Here is a 25,384-nt window from a genome sequence, read left to right on the forward strand (position 1 = left end):
GCCTCATCCTCCTCCTCTTAATACATTAAGTATACTTTTTTTTACGAATCGATACTACCGTCCATCTTCTCTTCTTTAAGTAAACGATACATTTCTTTCGCATCTTCTTTACGTGCATGTTCCGCAATCGAGTCAATGACGACCGTGACGAGCTTGTTTCCGAATCGAATCTGCAGCTCGTCTCCGACTTTAACATCGGTACTCGCCTTCGCCACTTGCCCATTTAGCTGAATCCGACCTTGATCTGCTACTTCTTTTGCGAGCGTGCGTCGCTTGATCAAGCGGGATACTTTCAAAAATTTATCTAATCTCATAACCCTTTCTCCTTTGCCTCGTTCCAAAGAGCATCCATCTGTTCGAGCGTCATCTGCTGAAGGTCACCATTCGCTTCTATATACTCGAATCGACGTTTGAACTTTCGGTTCGTCTGTTCTAACGCTTGCTCGGCATTTAGCCCAACGTATCGCGCGATGTTGACGATGGAGAATAATACATCGCCAAGTTCTGATTCGTCACTCAACTCTTCACGCCACTCGTGCAGTTCTTCTTCCAATTTTTCGAAAGCGCCCGACACGTCATCCCATTCGAATCCGATTTGGCCGGCTTTCTTTTGAAGTTGTTCAGCACGCATCAATGAAGGTTGGTCGACGAGTACACCATCGAGTTGCGATTGTTTCTTTTCCCCTTTTTCCGCTTGTTTAATCGTATTCCAATTTTTTACCACGTCGGAGGCATCTTCGACGGTGACATCTCCAAAGACGTGCGGATGACGGCGGACCATCTTTTCACTGATTGCCCCGATGACATCACGAATATCGAAATATCCTTCGTCTGCACCGATTTGGGCATGTAACATGACTTGAAGCAACACGTCGCCGAGTTCTTCAATGATGGCATCGTCATCTTCTGCGTTGATGGCTTCAATGAGTTCATACGCTTCTTCTAATAAATACTTCCGAAGCGACTCATGCGTTTGTTTGCGATCCCACGGGCAACCGTCCGGTCCACGAAGTGTGGCGATGATTTGTTTGAGCGTTGCAAAGTCTTTTGCCAAATAAGCTTCATCCGCGAGTGGCGGAACATAGAGCGTCGTCAAGTTGTTCACTTCCGCCATGCGGTCCATCTCGAACAACGGAATGTGTTCGATTCGTTCTTGTGTGGTACCCGCAGCTGTCACAAGTGTAACAGGGTGCTCATCCGGATAACGTTCCATCAGTTGCACTTTTACGTCTCCCGCTACAAATCCATCGTACACTTGACCAATCAACACATGTTGCGTCACTTGCAGGCGTTCAAGGTCGAGCGCCGTCGCATCCAACAACTGAAAGCCGTTGATTGGATCGATTTGCAAAGCTTGGAACATCGCATCTAAGAAGCTTTGCCCGCCGAGTACGTGAAGGTCCGCTCCACGTTCCACCAAAAGCTCGACAGTTCGCTCGGCGACGAACGGGTGACCGGGTACAGCATACGTGATAGCCATCTCTTCACTTTTGTTCATCAACGTCTCGACAATTTGATCGTACACCTCTTCAAACGTATCACTCGATTCATAAATCGAATCAAACGACTCGAATGCGAGCCCTTCTGACTCTAACTCACGTACGACAGGGTGTTCTTTCGTCCGTAGCCAAACGAGCGGTTGTTGCTTCAAATGACGGTACACTCCGAGTGGCAATTGATTCAGCTCACCAGATCCAAGACCGACCACCGTGATTGTATAACCCATACTAGTTCTCCTTTTTTTCGAGCACATCGAGGAGGCGACCACCGAACGGGATGAACTCCCATTCCGCAAGTGATAGCATTCGCGTGCTCCATAATCTCCATATATAAAGGACGGCTCCGCTACATACCATCCCGATTAACCATCCGAAGGCTGCGATTCGCGAATCGACCCACATCTGACCAACCCAGTTTAACACGGCAACGAGTAATAACATGGGCACCAGCGCTTTCGATAGCGATTTGTAATGCTTCGACCGAAACGACCCGAGCGGAATCGAACGGTCGAGCGCCCGAAAGTTATAGAACGCCATCGCCAAAAAGCCGAGTGAGGTACCGATGGCCGCCCCTTCAATCCCATAGAAGGGGACAAGCCCCACGTTTACGACACCTTTTGCCAAAATCGCGACAATCATACTGCGAGCCGCAATCCATTCACGGTCGATTGCTTGAAGGCAAGTCATGCTTGCAATCGCTAACGATGCCGCAAACGTACTCGTTGCCAATAACACGAGCGCCCGCGTACCTGACCCATCTTCAAACAAGGCAACGTTTAAGAAAAACATCACCCCCATCAATCCGACGGTCGCAGCACCCGCAATGGCTGTTGTCACCCGAATCATCGAACGGAGCCCTTGTGTCGTTTTTTGCAGATGTCCCGCTCGATAGTGTCGGACGAGTGTTGGGACGTTGGCCATACCGATGGTCGTTGCGAACAGGATTGCAAATTGGACAAGTGGGTATCCCCGGTCGAACACGCCTTTGCTCACTTTCGCCTCGTACGTCCCCCCCATTAAATTGACGATTGTAAAGGAGTCGACGAGTTGCATCCATAAGATTCCAAGCGAGGCAAATCCGACCGCGAGCCCTGTCGTCAACAATAGACGCAATCCATGTTGAAACGTGACACGTCGTACTTTTACGATTCGTAGGCCGCGCGCCTGATAGATTAAAAAGGCAATCGCCACAACCCCACCGACAAGCGTCGCGCCATACGCGTATTGACTGAGCGTGTATGCATCTTTTCCAAGACGTACGCCAATCCATAAGAGCGACAGCATGACCGTCACGCGTACAAAATTTTCTAACACTTGCGACCACGCGCTCGGTCGTAAATCATCCCTTGATTGAAAGGCACCACGTAACACGGCGGACGCCGGCATGAGTAAGTAACTCAAACTGATTACGCGAAGCGCCGGGGCTAACTGTTCATCCCCGAGCCACATCGCGAGTGTCGGGGCGAAGATCCACATCGTGACAACAAGCGTGATAGAAAGAAGAAGCAACGCATAAAAACTGCTCCATAACACTTCTAGCTTCTGGTTCGACCCCTTCGCGCCGACTCCTATTTTTGCAATGACTACCGGCATCGCATAAATTCCGAGCGATGCGACAATCGCAGCGAACGGATAGACGGTTTGATAAGCATAGAGTCCAAAGTCACCCGCCAAGTTTTGATATGGGACGCGATACGCGAAGCTGATCAGTTTAGAGACATAACCGGCAAGGGCGAACAGGACGACTCCTTGTGCAAACTTACTTGGCGACCGCATCGCCCACCAACCGCTTCGTCAGTTCTTCTAATACAGTATCGGCATCATTCAAGAGCTCTGTGAGTGGCATTCGACCACTGAGTGACAATTTCAAGGCTCCGTCTTCTTGACCGATTCCTAGTTTACGACCGAGCGGCATCGTCCATTCCATAAAGGATGGTACATCGAGGGCTGTCGTCGAATCTTTCGATAAGACAATTTCAATCCGTCCAGGCGTTTGTTTGATTCGGCTCACTTTCGCCAGTTCTCCGTAAATCCGTAGACGTGTCAGCTGAATGAGAAGGGCGACTGGTTCTGGGAATTCCCCAAATCGCTCAATCAATTCGTCTTGCAAGGCAAACAACGCGTTTGGTGTATCGACGTATTTGAAACGCTTGTACATCTCAATCTTCAGTTCGCTATCCGACAAATAGTCGTCCGGGATGTAGGCATCCGCTTGGAAGGCGATTTCCGGCTTGAAGACGACTTGTTTCGCCTGTCCACGCATCCGGTCTTTCCGTTCCTCGATTGCTTCGGAGAGCATTTGAGAATACAGGTCGAAACCGACTGAATCGATGAATCCAGATTGTTGTGCACCTAGCAAGTTACCGGCACCTCGAATCGACAAGTCGCGCATCGCGATCTTAAAGCCGCTTCCGAGTTCGGTGAATTCTTTAATGGCTTGAAGACGACTTTCTGCCACTTCGGTCAAGCGCTTATCTTTTCGATACGTGAAGTAAGCATACGCAATTCGATTCGAACGTCCGACTCGACCACGAAGTTGATACAGTTGGGAAAGTCCCATCTTGTCAGCATCATGGACAATGAGTGTATTGACGTTTGGAATGTCGATTCCCGTCTCGATAATCGTCGTCGAGACTAAAATATCCGCTTCCCCTTCAAGGAAACTGATCAATTGGCTCTCGAGTTCGCTCTCGGTCATACGCCCGTGTGCTGTCGCGATACGTGCCTCAGGCAATAGGGCCCGAATCTCTTCCGCTTTCCGCTCGATGCCTTCGACACGGTTGTAGAGGAAGAACGCCTGTCCTCCACGAGCAAGTTCACGCTCTAACGCTTCACGCAAGACGATGCCGTCATATTCCATAACATACGTCTGAACCGGGTAGCGGTTCTCTGGTGGTGTTTCTAACACAGATAAGTCGCGGATTCCAATCATCGACATGTGAAGCGTTCGCGGAATCGGAGTAGCCGTCAACGTGAGTACGTCGATGTTCGTCTTCAATTGCTTCAGACGCTCTTTATGCTTGACGCCGAACCGTTGCTCTTCATCGATGATGACGAGACCGAGGTTCGCGAACGTCACGTCTTTTGACAACACTCGGTGTGTCCCGACGACGATATCAATCGTCCCTTCCTTCAAGCCCTTCTTCGTCGCAGTCATCTCACTCTTTGAGCGGAAACGACTCATGACAGAAACGTTAATCGGAAATTCACTGAATCGCTCGAGCATCGTTTCATAATGTTGTTGGGCGAGGACGGTCGTCGGGACGAGAAACGCGACTTGTTTTCCGGCGAGCACCGCCTTGAATGCCGCTCGGATTGCCACTTCCGTTTTCCCATAGCCGACATCTCCACATAAAAGTCGATCCATCGGACGTGAACGTTCCATGTCTGCTTTAATCTCAGCAATTGAGCGGACCTGGTCCTCTGTCTCAGCATAAGGGAAGGAGGATTCAAATTGCCCCATCTCTTCATCATCCGGTGGAAACGCAAATCCGACCGAAGCTTCTCGTGCCGCATATAATTTAATGAGCTCATCTGCGATATCTTCAACCGACTTGGCGACTTTCGATTTAACTTTCTTCCACTCGGTGCCTCCGAGTTTATAAATCTTCGGTTCTTTCCCTTCGGCGCCGACATATTTTTGAACGAGATCAATTTGATCGACCGGCACATAGAGCGCATCATCACCGGCATACACGAGATGGAGATAGTCCTGATGAATCCCTCCGACCTCGATGGTTTTAATGCCTAAATACTTCCCAATCCCATGATGCACATGGACGACATAGTCGTTCGGCTTCAACTCTTGATAGCTCTTAATCCGTTCTGCGTTCGTTAAGTTCTTCGTCTGACGCTTTCGTTTCGTCACACGTTTAAACAATTCCTCTTCTGATACGACGACGAGACGACTCGTCGACAATTCAAACCCACCTTCGATTTGACCGATGATGACGGATACGCGTCTCGGCTCTAATTCTCCATCGACATTCGTGAACGTTGAATGAATGCCGTAGTCTGAAAGGAGCGCTTCAATCTTGTCCGCGCGTGACTTGTCTCCCGCAAGCACGACAATGCGTTGATCCCCTTGTTGCCAGCGTTCCACTTCTTGCTTTAACAGATGCATCTGCCCATGAAATGCCGGGAGTGGACGACAGCTCAAATGTACCGTCGCGGTTTCCGGAATCCCGGAGCGACGAGATGGAAGTAGCGAGAACGCTACTTGTTTCAAGTCACGAAACACTTTGTGCATCGGGACAGCAAGCGTGTAATTGCTGACCGCCTCCCCTTTTTCGATGAATGAAGAGAACCATTCCGCCTCTTCCCGCTCCTGTACGTCCGCGGCATCATCGATTCGCGCCACTTCATCTAAAATAAGGACGGCGTCTTTGCCAACATAGTCTAAGAGCGTCGATGTATAAAGGAGTGGCGAATACTTTCCAACTTTATCCGGGAAATCACCACGCTCTAAGCGCTCGATGTCCGTTACGACTCCTTCCTCAAGCGCTTGACGAATCACTTCGTTCTCAATCAACTCGACGGTTCGGTCATATTGCTTTCGGAGTGAATGCCCGGCTTGTTTCAACTGATCGTCAGTGGCGATGAACTCGGTGGCAGGCGTGATACACACTTCCCCTACCACACCGAGCGAACGTTGCGTCTCGGCATCGAACGTGAAAATAGAATCGATCTCGGTATCAAATAAATCAATCCGATACGGACGCGCTTCTGTGAGCGGGTAGACATCCAAAATACTGCCTCGTACGGAAAATTCGCCAGGCGTCGTCACGGTCGCTGTTCGTTCATACCCCATATCTGTCAATTGCTTCGCAAAGTCTGCCAACTCGAGATCACTTCCCGGCTTTAGCATGACGCGACTATGTTGCCACGCCTCCGGGCTCGGCATATAGCGTCGTAATCCACCGAGCGGCACGACAACGACGCCTCCTGTTTGATCAAGGAGACGAGTACGGGCATCGATTCGAGCGGCCAACAGCTCAGGACTAGACGTCAGCGACAGTTCAGCGGCCAGCGTCTCATCAATCGGATAAAGCAATGTTTTGTCCGGTCCGATGAGTGATTCGAGTTGATCGAACATCTTTTGTGCTTGATACATGTTATGCGTCACGACGACGAGACGTCTCGATGACGATTTCACAAGTCCTGCGAGGACGAGAGCTTTCGCGCTTGTCGTCAGTCCCGTCACCAATTGACGATCTACTTTTTGTAGCCGCTCACGAATCACGTTCGTCTCCGGGAGCGCCACCATAAATCTCTCTAAAGCATTCATTTGTTTTCCTCCAACTCATACGACAAAAAAGGGTGCTATGACCCTTTAGTTGTATCGATTCATCAGCGCTAGCCAATCTGTATCTACGAAATCAGTGGCTGCGGTTACGGCGTTGTCGAGTGTTTCGTTCAACTCCGGCAAGTCCTCTTTCCGATAGTTCATCAACACCCAGTCGACGACTTTGATCGGATGAGGAGGACGTCCAATCCCAAGTTTTAATCGCTTGAATTCTGCAGTCCCTAAATGTTGAATGAGCGATTTGATTCCGTTGTGACCACCTGCACTCCCTTTCGGACGGAAGCGCAGTTTTCCTGGCACCATATCCAAATCGTCATAGATGACAAGTAAATCGTCAATCTCAATCTTATAATAATCTAAAATTGGACGGACGGCTTCACCCGATAAGTTCATATACGTAAGGGGTTTAACAAGTACAACGCGTTCACCATTGATTCTTCCCGTTCCCATAAGGGCGTTAAACTTCGCTTCATTCAGCGAGATCCCATGCTTTTCAGCGAGGCGATCAATTGCCAAAAAACCGATGTTATGTCGGGTCATCTCAAACTTTTTACCAGGGTTTCCAAGACCGACGATGCATTTCATATCATTTCCTCCTGAACAAAAAAGCCCAAAGGCGAATGCCTCCGGGCCTCGTTTTTTAATCGAATAGGGTACTGACCGATTTGTGCTCGTGGACACGCATGATCGCTTCCCCAAGCAAATGGGCAACCGACATCTGTCTGATTTTGCTCGAGCATGGACGACCCGTCAAATCGATTGTATTTAAAACAACCAATTCTTTGATTGATGAGTTGTCGATACGCTCCATCGCTGGACCAGAAAGGACTGGGTGCGTACATGACGCATACACTTCTTTCGCGCCAGCTTGGACGATTGCATCCGCTGCAAGCGTGATCGTTCCCGCTGTATCGATGATATCATCAATCAAAATTGCTGTTTTCCCTTCAACGCTTCCGACGATGTTCATCACTTCAGCGACGTTCGCTTTCGGACGACGCTTATCAATGATGGCAATCGGAGCTTTCAAACGTTCTGCCAATTTACGTGCACGTGTCACGCCACCGTGGTCTGGAGAGACAACCACGATATCTTTCGCTTGAAACTCTTCTGTTTCAAAGTACGTCGAGATGAGCGGCACACCGAGTAATTGGTCAACCGGAATATTGAAGAATCCTTGGATTTGCGCTGCATGCAAGTCCATTGTGATGACGCGTGTCGCACCTGCTACTGTCAAAAGGTCAGCGACAAGTTTCGCCGTGATCGGCTCACGCGAGCGTGCTTTACGGTCTTGACGTGCATATCCGTAATACGGCATCACGATGTTGATCGTACGGACAGAAGCACGTTTGAGTGCATCAATCATGACGAGCAATTCCATGAGCGTTTCGTTTACAGGTGAGCTTGTTGATTGGATGACATACACATCATCTCCACGAACACTTTCCTCGATGTTGATATAGAGTTCACCGTCGCTGAAACGTTTGACTTGGCAATCACTGAGCGGGACACCAATTTCTTTCGCGATTTCTTCAGCAAGCGGGCGGTTCGAGTTTAAGCTAAATAGACGAATTTCTCGTTCGTATACAGTAGACATGTTTAGGATTCTCCTCCATCGTTTTCCATAATGATTGGCAGCAAGTTATCGTTTCGTGTAACCTTCTTTATTCGTTTGGCGTTCACGTGCAATCGCGAGCGCCTCTTCCGGTACGTCATTCGTAATCGTCGAACCGGCTGCGACAATCGCACCTTTTCCGACTTTTACCGGGGCAATCAAGTTGACGTTACAGCCGACGAACGCATCGTCTTCTACCACTGTCTCGAACTTGTTCTTGCCGTCATAGTTTACCGTGATTGATCCACAACCTAAGTTGACACGTTCGCCGATTGACGCATCCCCGATGTAGCTCAAGTGCGAAGCTTTCGCACCGTCACCAAACGACGATTTTTTAATCTCGACGAAGTTTCCGACGCGTGTGTTCGCACCAAGTACAGCTTGTTGGCGCAAGTGAGCGAACGGTCCGACCTGAGCCGCTTCACCGATTTTGCTATCTGTCACGACAGATTGACGCACGACAGCATGATCTTCAATCACACTATTGCGGATATCTGAGTTCGGTCCGATGACACATTCCGAACCAATTGTCGTCTTCCCAAGGATAACCGTACCCGGATAGATGATTGTATCCGAACCAATCATCACATCTGGAGAAATGTACGTCGATGCCGGGTCCATGAACGTGACGCCTTCACGCATGAGACGTTCGTTCGTACGTTTGCGCATGATTGCTTCCGCCTGTGACAAGGCAACGCGGTCATTGACCCCGATTGTCTCATCAAACGTTGGCGCCGTATGTGCTGCGACAACTTCGCCAGCTTCTTTTGCAATCGAGATGACGTCAGGCAAATAGTATTCGCCTTGCGCGTTATTGTTTCCGACTTGTTTGAGCGCGTCGAACAATAACTCGTTATCGAACACGTACGTTCCCGTATTGATTTCATTGATGGCAAGTTCTGTCTCAGAAGCATCTTTATGCTCAACGACTTTCGTCACGTTCCCATCTTCACCACGAACGACACGACCGTATCCTGTCGCATCGTCTGCAATCGCGGTCAGCACTGTAACTTTCGCTTGTTGCGCTTCGTGATGAGCGAGAAGGGCTTCTAACGTTTCTGCCGTTAGTAACGGTGTATCTCCACAGACGACAAGTGTCGCCCCTGCTTTACCCGCAAGCTCTGCTTCTGCCATTTGAACAGCATGCCCTGTTCCAAGTTGTTCTTCTTGGACTGCATATTCCACTCGTGTGCCGAGCGTATCTTGTACCGCTTCCGCCCCATGGCCAACGATTACGATTTGACGACTGACACCGATTTGGTCTAACTGGTCGACAACGTGCTCGACCATCGGTTTTCCTAGAACCGGATGAAGTACTTTATAAAGCTTTGACTTCATTCGCGTCCCTTTTCCTGCTGCCAAAATGACTGCAAAACGCTCCATTCTTCATTCGCTCCTATCTCACAACAGCTGTGATTGGTCTGTATAGTTCGGCTTTTCTGCAACTAAATCCTATTTACACCGTTTCTACTATATCGAAACCATGCCTTCGTTTCAATAGTTGTACCATTCCTTAACCAATGAAACGCAAAAAAACAGCGGTAGGTAACCTAACCGCTGTTTGCTGTCATTCATTCGTGCCGTACGACACGTGCTGAGGGTCCAGTACATCCACTTCCATATTGGAATAGGTTTCCAATACAGCCGCTTCAACTTTCTGTCGCATCTCCCCGTTAATCGGATGCGCGATGTCCCGAAAAATACCTTCTGGTGTCCGTTTGCTCGGCATGGCGACAAATAGACCGCTACTCCCTTCGATGATTCGAAGGTCATGTACAACGAATTCATGGTCAAGTGTGATTGAGGCCAACGCTTTCATTCTGCCTTCTGTCGCGACTTTGCGAATTTTTACGTCTGTGATCTGCATGTTTCGCATCCCCTTTTTCATCGTTGTCTATGCCATGGTGTGGTCTTCTGTAAGGTTCAGTTGGTTTCGAACGAACGTCATGACTCGATATTGATAACTCTATACCCTCTAATCATAAATCGAAATCAAAATTTTGCCAATCATTTTAGGAACTGTTCCACATTCCCCCGTGAAATGGTGACAAGACCTTCATCTGGGTCGACGTTCGTCAATTTCATCAAGCTGACGTATTCGCTGACCATCTTCTTCTCGGCGCCCTCTGCTTCCATCAAGACACCAACACCCGCAAGGTTTGCTTCGAATTCATTCAAGAGACTCATCATCCCCCGAATCGTTCCCCCCGCTTTCATGAAGTCATCGATCAAGAGCACGTTCGCCCCACGTGGCAGGCTACGACGTGCGAGCGCCATTGTGCGAATCGCCTTCGAAGAACCTGATACATAATTGATACTGACCGTCGATCCTTCCGTTACACGACTATCTGAACGAACGATGACGAATGGTACACCTAATTGTTCTGCGACGGCATAAGCAAGGGGGATTCCTTTCGTCGCAATCGTCATGACCACGTCGACTTTACGATCGGCGAATACAGACGCAAAGACTTGTCCCATCGGTTTCACCTGACTCGGATTGCCTAGTACATCTGTGAGGTAGAGATAGCCCCCAGGTAAGAGACGCTCCGGTTTTGATAATTGCTCACAGAGCGTATCAATCATCTCAAGCGATTTTTCTTTACTCCAGCCTGGGATAAACATGACGCCGCCCGCTGCACCAGGAACGGTCACAAGCTTTCCGATCCCGTCATGAGACAGCATTTCACTTACGATGACAAGGTCTTCACTGATTGACGACTTTGCAGCTTTATAGCGACTTGAAAACATCGACAACGAGACAAGCTGATGCGGATGGTCAAGCAAATAACGGGTCATATCGACGAGACGACCACTTCTACGAATTTTCATACGGATTCTCCTTCACATCTTCAATAATAAACGAATGTTCTATTGAGAATATATCACTTTCATTCGTTTTTGTTCAATGTCTTTTGCCGAGAATCCGAACGACGAACACTTCTGGGCAAAATCCTTTTAGACCATTATAGATGCGATGAGCCTTTTGCTCATGCTCAATGAGCGCAAAGACAGTCGGTCCACTACCGCTCATGAGAACACCTTCTGCCCCACAATGCCGCATCGTTTCTTTGATTTGTTTCACTTCCGGATGAAGCTTGAGCGTCACACTCTCGAGCGAGTTTCCAAGATTTTCGCAAATCCCATGAAAATCTTTTTGACGAATCGCTTCTACCATGGCACCTGTGTTCGGATGATGAACTTCATCCATACGCACGGCGCGATACACATCTGCAGTCGATACTCCTAGCTTGGGCTTTCCGAGTACGACGTAGCATGGCGGCGGTGCCGGAATCATTTCTAACTGTTCACCACGACCTCGAGCAATGGCTGTCCCACCGATGACACAAAATGAAACGTCAGACCCAATCTCCGCACCGAGCTCTGCTAGCTCCTCTAATGACAAGTTTAAAGAGAATAACTCGTTCATCCCACGAAGCGTCGCCGCCGCATCACTCGAGCCACCAGCAAGCCCAGCTGCCACTGGAATTTGTTTATCGAGTACAATCTCCACACCTTGTTGAATATTAAAACGTTCCCGCAACAACTCTGCTGCACGATATGCCAAGTTCCGATGATCATTCGGCACATAGGCGTGCTCTGATTGAATCCGAATCTCATCCGAATCTAAAATCGTCAACTCTAAGCGGTCTGCTAAATCGACTGTCGTCATTACCATTTCTACTTCATGATAGCCGTCCGGACGCTTTCCGAGGACATCGAGCGTCAAATTAATTTTTGCCGGCGCTTTCACACTGATCGTGCGCATCACGTTCACCCTTCCCATTTGTCTCCTGTTCGACATTGTACCGTAAACAGGCGCACAAAAAAAGAAGCAGCTGCCAATGCATCCGCCCCTCATTTATAAATCAATTGCCGAATTCAATTTTAACTGTATCCGTTAGGACATCAGCGTAGCTATACGAGACACGTTCTACATTATGCAGGTCTTCATCCAATTTCACAACGAACACCGCAGGATATGTCTCAACGAGCGTTCCAAACCGAGTAACGACTTTCTTACGACCGCCGTTTGCTTTCAACGTCAATCGTTCACCAACATGCGATTCGAGTTTCTGTCTGATTTCTTGTAACGTCTTTGGCATACGCTTCACCTCACTGTTACAAGTATAGCATAATTGAATATGAAAATAAAGTTTAATATTATAACGACTCGTTTTAAGGTCGTCAACTATTTTTAAGTGGTAAAATTGTGTCAGACAATCGTGCGAATTCTTCTAGACTTAACGTCTCTCCCCGACGTTTCGGATCGATTCCTGCCTCATGAAGCGCGCGTTCAAGTTCGACTTTTTGTTCTTTTCCAATATAGTTTGTTAAGTTGTTCAGAATGGTTTTACGGCGTTGTGCGAAGCTTGCGCGTGCGATATCAAAGAAAAAGGCTTCGTCTTTCACCTGCACCGCCGGCTCTTTGCGCATACGGAGTGTAATTACTGCCGAATCGACGTTCGGTGCCGGAATAAACACGTTCTTTGGAACGACAAAACTGACTTCGGCCTCTGCATAATACTGAATCGCAATCGATAGCGAACCGTACGCCTTCGTCCCAGGTTTTGCCCCAATCCGTTCTGCCACTTCTTTTTGAATCATCATCACGAGCGAGCGGAATTTCACACCACTTTCAAGCAATCGCATGATAATCGGTGTGGTGACATAGTATGGTAAGTTGGCAACAACCGAGATGTCTTCAATGCCTTCTTTCAAAAATTCCTGTTCCACAATCTCGCGTAAATTTAATTCTAAAGCATCTCCATGGATGACTTTCACGTGAGGATACGGAGACATCGTATCTTCCAGAATCGGCAAAAGACGCTGGTCAATCTCAAGCGCTACGACTTTCTTGGCACGCTTGGCCGATTGTTCTGTCAACGATCCGATTCCAGGACCGATTTCGAGCACACCGCTCGATTCGCTGAGTTCCGCCGCACCGACAATCTTACTTAAAATGTTTAAATCGATTAAAAAGTTTTGACCGAGCGATTTTTTAAATGAAAAACCATGTCGCTCTAAAATGGCTTTCGTTCGTTGGATTGTTGCAATATCTTTCAACCCTGTTCCTCCTCTAATTGAGCAAGTGCTTGCTCCCACTCTTCGACTGTGACGCCGAGTGCTTCGACTCGTTTCACGAATTGTTTCGCATTCGGCTCGCCGATTCGAAGCAATACACCGAGTCGCTTCCGACGTTTCGCTGCTGCTTCTCCACCGATCAAATCCGCGTCTAACACCATTTTTCGCGTGACAATCGGCTGGTTCGTTTCAACACGTGGTTCAAACACGGCGCGTAAAACACGGCGAAGCGACTCCGGGCTCGCATGTTCCACTCCGATTTTCCCACGTTTTCCTTTTGCCTCAGCACGTGGCAGATGGGCATGTTTACACCCTTTGACCCTCTCTTCGACGATTGCTCGAATACGGTCTCCCGGATAATCCGGATCGGTCAAAATGATGACCCCACGCTTCTCTTGCGCACGGCGAATTCGTTCAATCGTCTGATCGGATACGGCAGAGCCATTCGTCTCAATCGTATCGACCTCAAACACTTCCTGAAGTCGTGCCGTATCGTCACGCCCTTCTACGACGATGATTTCTTGTATTTTCTCACGCATTGTCTGTTCCTTCTTTCTCTTCTTCCTGCTTTGGAATGACCCAGATGGTAAGCGGCTTGCGACCAAACGTCACAGCCTCCTCCAACTCATCCATCATGATGTCGATTTTTTGACCTTTGATCGCACTTCCCGTATCTAGCGCAATCGCCATGCCAATCCCTTCCACATACACGCGGGTACCGAGAGGAATGATGGCCGGGTCGACGGCGATGATGCGCATGCCCTCGAAGAGAATCGTATCCGTCACATCATAACCGCTTCTTGTCAGTACTCGTCCGTCATACGTCACCGTGTCTTCTGGATTGTTCGTATAAGCTGTTGCTTCTACGAGTAACTGCTTCGCGGATGAGAAATCTAACACATCGTCCGTTTTCGGTGGCTCTGCTATCTCGACTTCAGCTTCCGGGATGAATGGGCTCGACTCGTCCGCTGTCGTAGGCTCTGTAACGGGCTCTGTGACCTTTTTCGTCCCGACTTTGATAATCTGTGGCATTGCTTTACGTAACGTCTCGACATCCGTTTTCGTACGATTTGTAATTGTACCATTTTCCACAGTAAGTGCATACCTTGTCCGTTCGAGTCCAGGAACTCCGACCTGCACGGTTTGCTTCACACCTTCTTCAAGCGTGTCGTCTTCTTCCTCGACCATATCGTACGGAATCAATTGACTCTCGTATTGAACGACATCACGATTCGTATTGACCGTAATCGTCATTCCTTCCCGTATCGGTGTCGATGCGTCTGGTAGCACCGTGTCACGTTCTGTCACGTCAACATTCGCTTCCCTCAGTAACTGTGCTACATCCGTTGCCATCGTATAGATGGTTGACGCATCTTGCCCGACGATTAAATTGACTCCAACAACAGGCTGGTAGCGAATTGTCATCCCATTCGTCACAGCAGTACGTACAGACGGATAAACCGTATCTCCGTCTCGTACAGTCACCCCGTACCGCAGTAAAACATCCTCTACGGTCCGCTCTCTCGTTTGAATGACTTCTGTTTGTCCGTATCCGATTTGAAGCGAGACCTCATGTGAACGTTCGATTCGAATGAGACGATCTTCCGGAACGTCCTCGCTCAATGCCGGAGTAACATAATCCGTTTCGTCTAACGTGATATTCAATTCCTCGAGTACCTCGAGGACGGAATCGGCCCGTGTCTCATGCTCAATTACCACGCCGTCATCGATGACCTTGATTGGTTCAGGTTGCAACATGACGTATGCGACAGACGCAGTCACAATCACGCCTATACTGGCGAATACACGCTTGATCATGGGAGGCGGAACAGTTTCTTCGCGTTGACCGTCGTCGCTTCTGCCAACTCCTCATACGAGATGTCTCGAAGTGACGCGATTTCTTCCGCAACGTACTTCACATAGGCCGGTTCGTTTCGTTTTCCGCGGAACGGAGTTGGCGTCAAGTATGGGCAGTCCGTTTCGACAAGAAGACGATCTAACGGTACTTCTTGTGCGACTAACTTTGGAACTTTCGCATTTTTAAACGTGACCGGTCCTCCTAAAGAAATATAGAAGTTCAAGTCTAGGCAACGAGGGAGAAGTTCTACTGACATGCTGTAACTATGGAAGACCCCACCGACTTCCTCTGCATGTTCTTCTTCCAAAATATCGAGCACGTCTGCCGTTGCTTCGCGGTTATGGATGACGATTGGCATATTTGTCCGTTTCGCGATGGCAATCTGTTGACGGAATAGGCGCTGTTGTACATCTTTCGGTGACTTATCCCAATGATAGTCGAGACCGATTTCACCGAGTGCCATCACTTTTGGGTGACTCATGAGTGTCTCGATCCGTTCTAAATCCGCATCCGTACAGTCGATCGCATCGACCGGGTGCCATCCGACGATGGCATAGATGTCTTCATATGTTTCGGCTAGCTCGATGGCTCGGTCGATGGTCGGCGTATCAAATCCGACGACGAGTAGCGGAGAAACGCCGGCTTCTCTTGCCCGCTCAATCGTCTCCTCCACATCTTCATTGAACTGCTCCGCATTAATGTGCGTGTGTGTATCAATCAACATCTTGGTTCCTCCTTAGAAAAAGAGAGGGAGACCGTGGTCTCCCCCATTTCATTATTTGACGATGGCACCGTTCGGCATTTGATCAGAGACTGTCGCAAGTTCTAACTTGCCGTCACGGTCCGCAGCTAAAATCATCCCTTGTGATAATTCTCCACGGAGCTTGACTGGTTTCAAGTTTGCGACAACAATCACTTTCTTGCCAACTAAATCTTCAGGGGCATACCATTCAGCAATACCTGACACGATTTGACGCGTCTCTTTCCCGAGATCAACTTGAAGTTTCAACAGTTTTTTCGCTTTTTTGATCTTATCGGCTTCTACGATTTGACCGACACGGAATTCGACCTGATCAAAGACATCGATCGTGATTTCAGGACGAACGTCTTCATCGACTTCTTCTGTCGCTGTCTCCGTTTCCTCAATCCGCGCTTTCGATGCTTGACGCATCATTTCTTGGATCGCATCCACTTCTTCCTTCACGTCACGACGTGGGAAGATTGGTGTCCCGTCTGTCACGACAGCGTTATTGAAGTCGGCAAACGTCTCTAACGCTTCCCAAGACATGTCTTCCCCTTCGAGTCCGAGTTGACGGAACATTTCTTTCGGTGCACGTGTCATGAACGGTTGAATCATGATGGCAACGTGACGAAGTACGCCCGCGAGGTGTGTCATGACAGAAGCGAGTTCTTCGCGTTTCGATTCATCTTTCACGAGTACCCACGGCTGCGTCTCATCAATATATTTATTCGCACGGCTGACGAGTTGCCAGATGTTTGTGAGGGCGACCGAAAACTCCATGTGTTCCATGGCTTCTTCTGTTTTACGAGTCGTTTCTTTCACCATGCTCAATAACGCGTCATCAAACGCTGTGACATTTCCGGTGTACGCCGGGATATTCCCATCGAAATACTTTTTAATCATCGCGATGGTACGATTCAATAAGTTCCCGAGATCGTTCGCTAAATCAAAGTTCAAGCGATCGACGAACGCTTCCGGTGTGAACGTACCGTCTGCTCCGAATGGTACTTCACGAAGAAGGTAGTAACGAACAGAATCCAATCCGTAGCGGTCAATCAACGGAATCGGATCCACCACGTTTCCTTTTGATTTCGACATCTTCCCGTCTTTCATGAGCAACCAACCATGCGCAAACACTTGTTTTGGTAACGGAAGGTCAAGCGCCATCAAGAGAGCTGGCCAAATAATCGTATGGAAACGAACGATTTCCTTTCCGACTAAATGGACATCAGCCGGCCAATAGCGATTGAAGAGCTCGTCGTTGTCTGTCCCGTACCCGAGTGACGAGATATAGTTCGTGAGCGCGTCGACCCATACGTAAACAACGTGTTTTGGATTCGATGGGACTTGTACGCCCCAATCAAACGTCGTACGTGATACAGCTAAATCTTGAAGACCTGGCTTCAAGAAGTTATTGATCATCTCTGTCTTACGAGATTCTGGCAAAATGAAATCAGGATGTGACTCGAAATATTCAATCAAGCGATCCGCATATTTGCTGAGACGGAAGAAATAGCACTCTTCGCGCACGAGCTCGACCGGATGTCCGCTGTCAGGACTTTTTCCATCGACAAGCTGAGACTCTGTATAATACGTCTCATCTGGTACAGAATACCATCCTTCGTATTCACCAAGATAAATGTCTCCATTTTTAAGTAACGTTTCAAAGACGTGTTCGACAACCTTCTTATGACGGTCTTCTGTCGTACGGATGTAATCATCGTATGAGATCTCAAGACGGTCCCATAGGACTTTGATTTCTTCGACAACTTCATCGACGAAAGCTTGTGGCGTCACGCCTGCTTCTTTCGCCTTTTCTTGAATCTTTTGACCATGCTCATCCGTTCCCGTCAAATAGCGGACGTCAAATCCTTTTAAACGTTTGTAGCGAGCAACCGCATCACCTGCTACCGTGGTATATGCGTGTCCGATATGCAATTTTGCACTCGGATAATAAATTGGGGTTGTAATATAAAAAGTCGGCTTCGCCATGATTTATTCTCCATCCTTTCGACATATGCAATTCTCATTATACACGGTTCGACAAAAGAATTTCCAAACCTAATTGTTTGGAATTATTTTGCGTTTAATTCGTCATAAATGTTCCAAAAATACCCTTTCTTTGTTTCAAGTTCAAACTATCGGGGAAATTTAGGTATATATCGCTCTTGATTCGACAAATTTCGAAAAATTGCTTTTCCAGATAGTAAGCAGTTGACTGCAATTGGAAAGTTTAGTATGCTTTTTGCTGTAGTCACATTGTCGAATTTTGACGATTCATGTCACCACGAGATTTCGACACCATTGGAGGAGGAAACACAAATGAAATCTACAGGTATTGTTCGTAAGGTTGATGAGCTTGGTCGTGTCGTTATTCCAATCGAATTGCGCCGTACACTTGGGATCGCAGAAAAAGATGCTCTCGAGATTTACGTCGACAACGATCAAATCGTTTTGAAAAAATATAAGCCAAACATGACTTGCCAAGTTACAGGTGAAGTATCAGACGATAACTTCAAATTGGCAGATGGCAAACTTATCTTGTCACCAGAAGGTGCACAACGTGTTCTCGTTGAATTGAAGAACATGCTCGAAAACTACTACAGCGAAGAGTAAGCAAGGATTTCCTTGCTTACTCTTTTTTGTGCAGTTGATGATACGCATCATAGACATCGTTTCGTGATTCACCACGATCTTTTGCGGTCTGTTTAATGGCCGCGTTTGGCTTCAATCCCTCTTCTATATAATGAACAACATGTTCATAGACAGAGAGCGCTTCCCACCACATTGTCGTAGGTGCCGCTTCTGTCGCACCGCTCACAAGAACGACGAACTCTCCGCGTACTTCACCTTCGCACCACTGTAACGCTTCATCGACTGATCCTCTCAAAAACTCTTCGAACGTTTTGGTTAACTCTCTACCTAATACAAGCTGACGGTTACCAAACACTTGTCGAATCGCCGTTAACATCTCCTTTAATCGATGAGGGGCTTCATAGAAAATAATCGTACCCTGCTCATATCGAATCGACTCGAGGACATCGACGCGATCTTTCTTTTTACGTGGTAAAAAACCGTAATAGAGGAAACGTTCTGTCGGAAGACCTGAAGCAACCAACGCCGTAAGTGCTGCATTGGCACCTGGTAAGACGACCACTGGAATGTTTGTCTCGATGGCTAACCGTACGAGATCACTCCCCGGATCTGAAATACCAGGCATTCCAGCATCCGAAACAACCGCAACTGACTTTCCAGCCAAGAGATCTTCAATCAGTCTCGGTCCACTTACTTCTTTGTTGTGTTCATGATAGCTAATCAGTTTTGTTGGAATTTCAAAGTGGCGACAAAGCTTCATCGTTTGGCGAGTGTCTTCCGCTGCGATTAAATCCACTTCTTGAAGCGTTCGCACCGCTCGATATGTCATATCTTCCAAATTGCCGATTGGCGTTGGTACGACATACAACGTTGGTTGTTCAGTTTGATAACTCTTCTGTGAATTCATTAGTCGTCCCCTCCATCAACTTCTCTTTTTGCGCGCGGGTCAATTGTTTAATGGACCATTCGTATTGCATGGCCTCCCGTTTCGTATCGAACGATTGCACATACCGAAGTCGTACGGGAAGTCGAGCTTTCGTATACTTCGCCCCTTTCCCAGCATTATGTGCAATGATTCGCTTTTCCACGTTCGTTGTATAGCCTGTATAATACGTCCCGTCCTGACATTCCACGATATACGTATAATGTTTAGGCATCGAGAATGGCTCGCATCGCTTCCGTATACGTATCGTCTTCTTCATATACAACAAATGGTGGTAAAATTTTAAGACCTGCTTTTCCATCTTTCGATCCCTCGATTAATAACGTATTCGCTTCGCGTCCAGCTTTCGGATATACGAGCTGCATTCGCTTCGGTTCAATTCGGTAGGTACGCATCAATGTCAGGATATCGAGTAAACGTTCTGGCCGATGCACGAACGCCACTTTCCCTCCTGGTTTGACGAGTTGACTAGCCGTTTTAATACAATCTTCTAACGTGCACAACACCTCATGGCGTGCAATGGTATGATGTTCGTTTTGATTCCGTAATGACGTTTCATTTGCTAGAAAATATGGGGGATTACACGTGACCACATCATAACGAGCGTGCCCGAGTTGTGCCGCTGCCGCTTTGACGTCCCCCTCTACAACTTGAATTCGATTTTCGAGGCGATTGACCGCCATGCTTCGATTCGCCATATCGACGAGTTTCGATTGAATCTCTACACCTGTAATCGTTCCTTTTGTACGATACGACAAGAAAAGTGGGATTGCTCCCGTACCGGCGCACAAATCGACCAATTGCCCTTTTTGAATCGGTACCCATACAAACTCCGCCAGTAGTACCGCATCTAATGAAAACGAGAACACATCGTCACTTTGAATAATCTTGCCAGGGCGTCCAAGCAGATCATCAAGGCGCTCTCCATCCTTTATCGTTACCATTGTTTCCTCCTTCTATAAAAGAAAGGCGACGGATAGGGAATCCCTATCTATCGCCCCGTATTAATGTTTATTGAGCATCGACAAACAGAAGAGACAATCCCCATCTTTTCGTACCTGTCCGTAATGGAGGTTACAAATATGGAATCCTTCTTGATACAGAGCAGCCAAATTGTTCTGCCCTTTTCCAGACAATGCGATTTGTGAATCACCATTTGTCGTATCAACTTCTGCCAATTGTTCGACTTTTTCGCGCAAGTGATGATTCTCTAGATACATATGCTGATTCTCTTCAAGCAAATAGGCGAGCTGTTCTTTTAATACGCCTAAGTGCTCCGTTAAGAGTTGCATCTGTTGCTCGATCGCATCTACACGCATCATCACTTCTTTTTTGTCCATTCTTTCCACTGCTCAGCACCCCATCACTGTTTTGACGGTTTTCGTTTAATCGCACCCACTTCAACAAGTTCATCAATCGTATATGTGACGACACGCGTCCGATCGTGAAGTTCAACTTGAATAAGTTGGTCCAAAATGTTGAGACCGATTACACGACCATCACCTTCTGGAATTTTGATTCGCTTGCCGACGTCTGGTAAATCGCGTTTTAATTCTTCGTATGTGTCATTCTCATATTTTAAACAGCACATCAAACGACCACACACTCCAGAAATTTTATTCGGATTTAACGAAAGATTCTGGTCTTTGGCCATTTTGATGGAAACTGGTTCAAACTCCCCAAGAAATGACGAACAACAAAGAACTCGACCACATGGTCCAATCCCACTTAGTAGCTTCGCTTCGTCACGAACACCGATTTGTCGGAGTTCGATCCGTGTCCGAAACACGCTAGCCAAGTCCTTTACCAATTCTCGAAAGTCGACGCGACCCTCGGCAGTAAAATAAAAGATCACTTTATTGCGATCAAATGTATACTCAACATCGACTAACTTCATGTCTAATTGATGTTCTCGAATTTTTTCTTCACAGACGGCGTGAGCATCAACGGCTGCCAGTCGATTATCGCGTACGATATCCGCATCCTTTTGGTCCGCGACGCGAAGGATTGTCTTCAACGGCATGACGACTTCATCTTCGCCGAGCTTTTTATCGACTTGGACGACTTCGCCATACTCAATGCCACGTACCGTTTCAACGATGACATGTTCCCCACGTTTAAGCGTTGCATCGCCTGGTGAAAAGTAATAGATTTTTCCCGCTTCTTTAAAGCGGACTCCAACTACTTCAAGCACGCGCTTCTATCCTTTCTGCAAATCGAACGAAAGTCGTTCGAAAGTTAATTGAGGATTGACGTTTGCCTCGAGACGTCGAATTGCCGCATGCACACTTTCAATTGCATGTGTGAGTTTAGAGACAGATCGATTCTGAATAAATGCGTTATATAAAGCCGCCTCGTTCTTAAATAGCTTTGGAGTATACGTATCTCGCACTTTGAGATGAAGTGCCTCCTCTAACCAATGTTCGAATAATTCGAGGCCAACTCGTAACTCATTTCGTCCTTTAAAATGTCCTAACCATTTTTCCTGGGCGAACAAGAGCAACTCTTGAGGTCGTTTCGTCAATACTTCAATTAATTGTACCACTAGCCCATACGCCTGTACAAACCACTCCTGCTCAACTGCTTCTTTCGCATCATCCCATTTTGGATAAACGGTTAAAGCAAGGTAAGCCAAATCGTACGTACACGACAATTCTTCTGACATCGTTTGTGCTAACTTCGCGCGGTCAATCGGGCGAAAAGCAAGTTGTTGAGCTCGCGAACGAATCGTTGGAAGAAGTAACTGTGGTTGTGTCGTCACCAAAATAGCAAGTTTTCCCACACCTGGTTCCTCAAAGAACTTCAATAAACTATTTGCCGCTTGAGTCGTCATCTTATGAGCTTGATGGATGACATACACTTGGCGATCTCCTTCAGCACCTCGTAATGATAGGTCGCTGAGTAGTTGTTGAATCTGTTCTTTTTTAATGCTAGCTCCGTCCGGCTCTACTTCGATATAGTCAACAATGTTTTTTGAATCCATGCGTCGACAATTTCGACACACTCCACACGGTTCTGCTCCTTGTGGGGATTCACAAAACAAGGCTTTCGCAAACAATGTGGCTGTTTCAATTAAGTATGGTTCATAATCGCCCGAAAAGATGTACGCATGCCCAACTTTATTCGAAATGATTGAATTTTGAATGATTCGAGCAACAACTGTTTGCGACTCATTTAATTCCTGAAAACGCATATGCCCAACTCCCATTAAAACTGATGGAATCCTTCAATCGGCAAGACGAATACAGTCGCACCTCCAACTTGTACTTCGACCGGATAAGGAATATACGAGTCAGCATGTCCTCCCATTGGAGAGATTGGTGTAATCATTTGATCGCGACTCGAACAGTTCGATTGAATCACATCCATTAAATCATCGAGACGTTCCTGTGGAATACCCATCATAAACGTTGTATTCCCTTCTTTTAAAAATCCGCCTGTTGTAGCTAATTTCGTTGCACGAAAATCTTGTTCGACCAATGCGTCAGACAAACGTGCGCTATCCTTATCATGTACAATTGCAATTACCATTTTCATCATTGTTGTACGCCTCCTTGTTGTAATCGTTCTATTGTATAATCGAGTACCTCATCTTGAATACATTCAATCGATTGATCGGCATCGATTCGGATGATTCGTTCTGGGTACTGTTTGAGTAACGTTTGAAATCCTTCGTAAACACGCTCATGGAACGCTTGATCACGACTTTCAATCCGATCGAGTTGCCCTCGATCTTTCATTCGTGCACTCGCTCTTTCAGGGCTCAAGTCAAACAAAAAAGTCAAATCCGGTGTCAAACCGTTCGTTGCCCATTCATTCAGCGACTGTATTTGATCAAGGTCATATTGTAAACCGTATCCTTGATAGGCAATAGATGCATCGATGAAGCGATCACACAGAACAATTGCTCCTCGCTCCAATGCCGGACGAATCACTTGTTCCACATTTTGTGCTCGTGAAGCAGCATAAAGCATCATTTCCACTCGTGGCGTCATCTCATGATGATCCGGGGATAATAAGACTTCGCGGATTTGATTGCCCACCGTTGTTCCTCCAGGTTCACGGGTTACAACGATGTCATATCCTTTTTGTTTTAGACTCTCGACTAATAGTTGAAGTTGTGTAGACTTACCTGATCCATCTGGTCCTTCAACCGTTATAAACATTCCGCTCACTTTTTAAAACTCCTCTACAATAACGTCAATTTGCTTTATCATAACATGCTTACTTGCTTGAAGCTTCCTCCCTAAGGAAATCCACTCTAGGAGCACTCGTATTTTTTCCTCAGTAATCCGCTCTCCTTTTAGAATCCATGGAATTCCTGGTGGATATGGAATCACCGTTTCTGCTGAAACACATCCGATTGCCTGATTGAAGGATACACGTCGTACTTGCTCATCCCCTATTAACGTATAAAGTTCAGATACACGTTGTGTTTGAGGGAAAGGAAAAATCGTTTCATCCTCATCAATGATTGGCACATGTGTAGCGGCTTTTTTAATTAATTTAATCCAATGCTCAATTTCCTGCTTTGTTATTTCCCTTAATGGCAAACAGAATAACACATGATCCACTGCAGCTAATTCAATATCGATTCCGATTGATGCAAGATGTTCACTAAAGACTAATCCATTTTTCGGATACGTCATGACCGTTACTTTCGTAAAATCGTCCCCCACTTTGACAGTAAAACCTGCACGCTTCAGCTCAAGTACAAAATGAGCATGACTCTTTTGAATAGAAGACCATGCTTCGTCCGTTAGACTTTCTAAATAGGACCGTGCATAGTCTAATGAAGCCATAATAAGATAAGAAGGACTTGATGTCTGAAATGAAGATAATGCATGCTTTAACCGAATTTCATCGATGTCTTCTTTATAGTGAATCCAAGCTCCCATCGTCAATGCAGGTAGCGTTTTATGTGCAGACTGTACAACTGCACTCGCTCCCTCAAAAATCGCAGAACGCTGAAGCAATTTAGGATGAATTAAATGGGCACCATGTGCTTCATCGACGAGTAATGGAATCTCAAGTGAAGACAAATAATTTGAAATCGCACGAATATCGGCCATGTCTCCATAGTACGTAGGAGACGTTAACATGACGGCTCGTCCTCCCGGGAATTCTTGAACAGCCTGTTCAATCGTTTCTAATGTCACCACGGTTGGAATTCCTGTACCACGTTCAATTGTAGGTGTTAATAGGATTGGTTTTAACCCTAACCATTCAATTGCGTTCCAGACCGACTTATGTGAGTTTCGTTGAACGTATACTCGCTCACCACGTTTTACAGTTGCCGCAAGCATGCTCCAATTTCCAACAGTTGAACCATTGACGAGCCACTTACTTTTACTTTCATACAGTTCACCCAATGCTTTTTCTGCTTGATCGATAATACCAGAAGCGTCATGTAAATCATCTAAATGTGCTAGTTCTGTCAGGTCATATGGCATCACCTTGGCAAATGCACTCGGTAACGTATGATCAGTCACGGTACCATTATGATGTCCGGGGACGTGAAAGGATACGCGATGTTCACTCACATGCTGTTCTAGAGTCTCTAGAAATGTAAAAGGATTTTTCCGAGAAGGAGCCATCTGTTATTCCTCCTTAACTATTGACTATGAAAAAAAGACGATCAAGCATATGCTTGATCGTCTACTGCGTTGTTGCCTGGCAACGTCCTATCCTCACAGGGGGAGATCCCCCAACTACTTTCGGCGCTGAGACGCTTAACTTCCG

26 protein-coding genes are annotated in these 25,384 nt (G+C 47.0%); 1 reads left to right on the forward strand and 25 read right to left on the reverse strand.

From position 1 onward, the window contains the following. Positions 1-41: 41 nt before the first annotated feature. The 16 genes from PQI28_RS15210 to metG all read right to left on the reverse strand — a co-directional run bounded on the left by PQI28_RS15210 (position 42) and on the right by metG (position 18,096). Entirely contained in the window at positions 42-314 is a 273-nt protein-coding gene (locus tag PQI28_RS15210; RefSeq protein ID WP_214697198.1) for an RNA-binding S4 domain-containing protein, read from the reverse strand. Further along, positions 311-1,726: a nucleoside triphosphate pyrophosphohydrolase gene (mazG, locus tag PQI28_RS15215; protein WP_214786209.1), complete on the reverse strand. Its 1,416-nt coding sequence runs from the start codon at positions 1,724-1,726 to the stop codon at positions 311-313. The genes PQI28_RS15210 and mazG overlap by 4 nt, the downstream gene beginning before the upstream one ends. A gap of 1 nt (position 1,727) precedes the next feature. Continuing rightward, positions 1,728-3,275, reverse strand: coding sequence for a polysaccharide biosynthesis protein (locus tag PQI28_RS15220; protein WP_224863731.1), 1,548 nt, complete (start codon positions 3,273-3,275; stop codon positions 1,728-1,730). Continuing rightward, positions 3,259-6,786, reverse strand: coding sequence for a transcription-repair coupling factor (gene mfd / locus PQI28_RS15225; protein WP_339963801.1), 3,528 nt, complete (start codon positions 6,784-6,786; stop codon positions 3,259-3,261). Before mfd ends, PQI28_RS15220 begins: the two co-directional genes overlap by 17 nt. A 45-nt stretch (positions 6,787-6,831) precedes the next feature. Further along, on the reverse strand, positions 6,832-7,389 hold the full coding sequence (gene pth, locus PQI28_RS15230) for an aminoacyl-tRNA hydrolase (RefSeq protein WP_214697190.1): 558 nt from the start codon (positions 7,387-7,389) through the stop codon (positions 6,832-6,834). Between the two features lie 55 nt (positions 7,390-7,444). Next, complete coding sequence (locus PQI28_RS15235) at positions 7,445-8,401, reverse strand: ribose-phosphate diphosphokinase (protein ID WP_214697188.1); 957 nt, start codon at positions 8,399-8,401, stop codon at positions 7,445-7,447. Positions 8,402-8,446: 45 nt separating this feature from the next. Beyond that, entirely contained in the window at positions 8,447-9,802 is a 1,356-nt protein-coding gene (gene glmU, locus PQI28_RS15240) for a bifunctional UDP-N-acetylglucosamine diphosphorylase/glucosamine-1-phosphate N-acetyltransferase GlmU (RefSeq protein WP_339963802.1), read from the reverse strand. Positions 9,803-9,986: 184 nt separating this feature from the next. After that, a complete protein-coding gene (gene spoVG, locus PQI28_RS15245; RefSeq protein WP_214761672.1) occupies positions 9,987-10,286 on the reverse strand; it encodes a septation regulator SpoVG in 300 nt (99 codons plus the stop codon). A 140-nt stretch (positions 10,287-10,426) separates the two neighbouring features. Continuing rightward, positions 10,427-11,251, reverse strand: coding sequence for a pur operon repressor (gene purR, locus PQI28_RS15250; protein ID WP_012727734.1), 825 nt, complete (start codon positions 11,249-11,251; stop codon positions 10,427-10,429). Between the two features lie 73 nt (positions 11,252-11,324). Then, positions 11,325-12,188, reverse strand: a complete 864-nt coding sequence (ispE, locus tag PQI28_RS15255) for a 4-(cytidine 5'-diphospho)-2-C-methyl-D-erythritol kinase (RefSeq protein WP_214761693.1) — start codon at positions 12,186-12,188, stop codon at positions 11,325-11,327. A gap of 100 nt (positions 12,189-12,288) precedes the next feature. After that, positions 12,289-12,525: a Veg family protein gene (locus tag PQI28_RS15260; RefSeq protein ID WP_012727736.1), complete on the reverse strand. Its 237-nt coding sequence runs from the start codon at positions 12,523-12,525 to the stop codon at positions 12,289-12,291. An 82-nt stretch (positions 12,526-12,607) separates the two neighbouring features. Next, positions 12,608-13,486, reverse strand: a complete 879-nt coding sequence (rsmA, locus tag PQI28_RS15265) for a 16S rRNA (adenine(1518)-N(6)/adenine(1519)-N(6))-dimethyltransferase RsmA (RefSeq protein ID WP_339963803.1) — start codon at positions 13,484-13,486, stop codon at positions 12,608-12,610. Continuing rightward, complete coding sequence (rnmV, locus tag PQI28_RS15270; RefSeq protein WP_224863722.1) at positions 13,483-14,043, reverse strand: ribonuclease M5; 561 nt, start codon at positions 14,041-14,043, stop codon at positions 13,483-13,485. Before rnmV ends, rsmA begins: the two co-directional genes overlap by 4 nt. After that, entirely contained in the window at positions 14,036-15,322 is a 1,287-nt protein-coding gene (locus tag PQI28_RS15275; protein ID WP_339963804.1) for a ubiquitin-like domain-containing protein, read from the reverse strand. Before PQI28_RS15275 ends, rnmV begins: the two co-directional genes overlap by 8 nt. Next, complete coding sequence (locus PQI28_RS15280) at positions 15,319-16,086, reverse strand: TatD family hydrolase (RefSeq protein ID WP_214786193.1); 768 nt, start codon at positions 16,084-16,086, stop codon at positions 15,319-15,321. Before PQI28_RS15280 ends, PQI28_RS15275 begins: the two co-directional genes overlap by 4 nt. Before the next feature lie 51 nt (positions 16,087-16,137). Next, positions 16,138-18,096, reverse strand: coding sequence for a methionine--tRNA ligase (metG, locus tag PQI28_RS15285; protein ID WP_214786191.1), 1,959 nt, complete (start codon positions 18,094-18,096; stop codon positions 16,138-16,140). A gap of 330 nt (positions 18,097-18,426) precedes the next feature. Between metG and PQI28_RS15290 the strand changes: the two genes are divergently transcribed. Further along, positions 18,427-18,720, forward strand: coding sequence for an AbrB/MazE/SpoVT family DNA-binding domain-containing protein (locus PQI28_RS15290; protein ID WP_012727742.1), 294 nt, complete (start codon positions 18,427-18,429; stop codon positions 18,718-18,720). 16 nt (positions 18,721-18,736) lie between these two features. On the opposite strand, the gene rsmI is transcribed toward PQI28_RS15290, so the two are convergent. The 9 genes from rsmI to PQI28_RS15335 are packed head-to-tail and all read right to left on the reverse strand — an operon-like array spanning position 18,737 to position 25,239. Further along, a complete protein-coding gene (gene rsmI / locus PQI28_RS15295; RefSeq protein WP_214786189.1) occupies positions 18,737-19,606 on the reverse strand; it encodes a 16S rRNA (cytidine(1402)-2'-O)-methyltransferase in 870 nt (289 codons plus the stop codon). Then, complete coding sequence (locus tag PQI28_RS15300) at positions 19,578-19,856, reverse strand: GIY-YIG nuclease family protein (RefSeq protein WP_074036574.1); 279 nt, start codon at positions 19,854-19,856, stop codon at positions 19,578-19,580. The genes rsmI and PQI28_RS15300 overlap by 29 nt, the downstream gene beginning before the upstream one ends. After that, complete coding sequence (locus PQI28_RS15305) at positions 19,849-20,586, reverse strand: tRNA1(Val) (adenine(37)-N6)-methyltransferase (protein WP_339963805.1); 738 nt, start codon at positions 20,584-20,586, stop codon at positions 19,849-19,851. The genes PQI28_RS15300 and PQI28_RS15305 overlap by 8 nt, the downstream gene beginning before the upstream one ends. Before the next feature lie 60 nt (positions 20,587-20,646). Then, the gene (gene yabA, locus PQI28_RS15310) at positions 20,647-20,982 is read right to left on the reverse strand and encodes a DNA replication initiation control protein YabA (protein ID WP_012727746.1); all 336 of its coding nucleotides are present in this window, start codon (positions 20,980-20,982) and stop codon (positions 20,647-20,649) included. 23 nt (positions 20,983-21,005) lie between these two features. Then, positions 21,006-21,836, reverse strand: coding sequence for a PSP1 domain-containing protein (locus PQI28_RS15315; protein ID WP_074036570.1), 831 nt, complete (start codon positions 21,834-21,836; stop codon positions 21,006-21,008). A gap of 6 nt (positions 21,837-21,842) precedes the next feature. Further along, a complete protein-coding gene (locus tag PQI28_RS15320; protein WP_224863712.1) occupies positions 21,843-22,835 on the reverse strand; it encodes a DNA polymerase III subunit delta' in 993 nt (330 codons plus the stop codon). A 14-nt stretch (positions 22,836-22,849) separates the two neighbouring features. Then, a complete protein-coding gene (locus PQI28_RS15325; RefSeq protein WP_031421800.1) occupies positions 22,850-23,179 on the reverse strand; it encodes a cyclic-di-AMP receptor in 330 nt (109 codons plus the stop codon). After that, positions 23,179-23,817, reverse strand: a complete 639-nt coding sequence (tmk, locus tag PQI28_RS15330) for a dTMP kinase (protein WP_214761660.1) — start codon at positions 23,815-23,817, stop codon at positions 23,179-23,181. The genes PQI28_RS15325 and tmk overlap by 1 nt, the downstream gene beginning before the upstream one ends. Positions 23,818-23,820: 3 nt before the next feature. Next, positions 23,821-25,239, reverse strand: coding sequence for an aminotransferase class I/II-fold pyridoxal phosphate-dependent enzyme (locus PQI28_RS15335; protein WP_339963806.1), 1,419 nt, complete (start codon positions 25,237-25,239; stop codon positions 23,821-23,823). Positions 25,240-25,384 lie beyond the last annotated feature (145 nt).

The organism is Exiguobacterium sp. USCH10 (assembly GCF_037619445.1).
Lineage (GTDB): Bacteria > Bacillota > Bacilli > Exiguobacteriales > Exiguobacteriaceae > Exiguobacterium > Exiguobacterium aestuarii_A.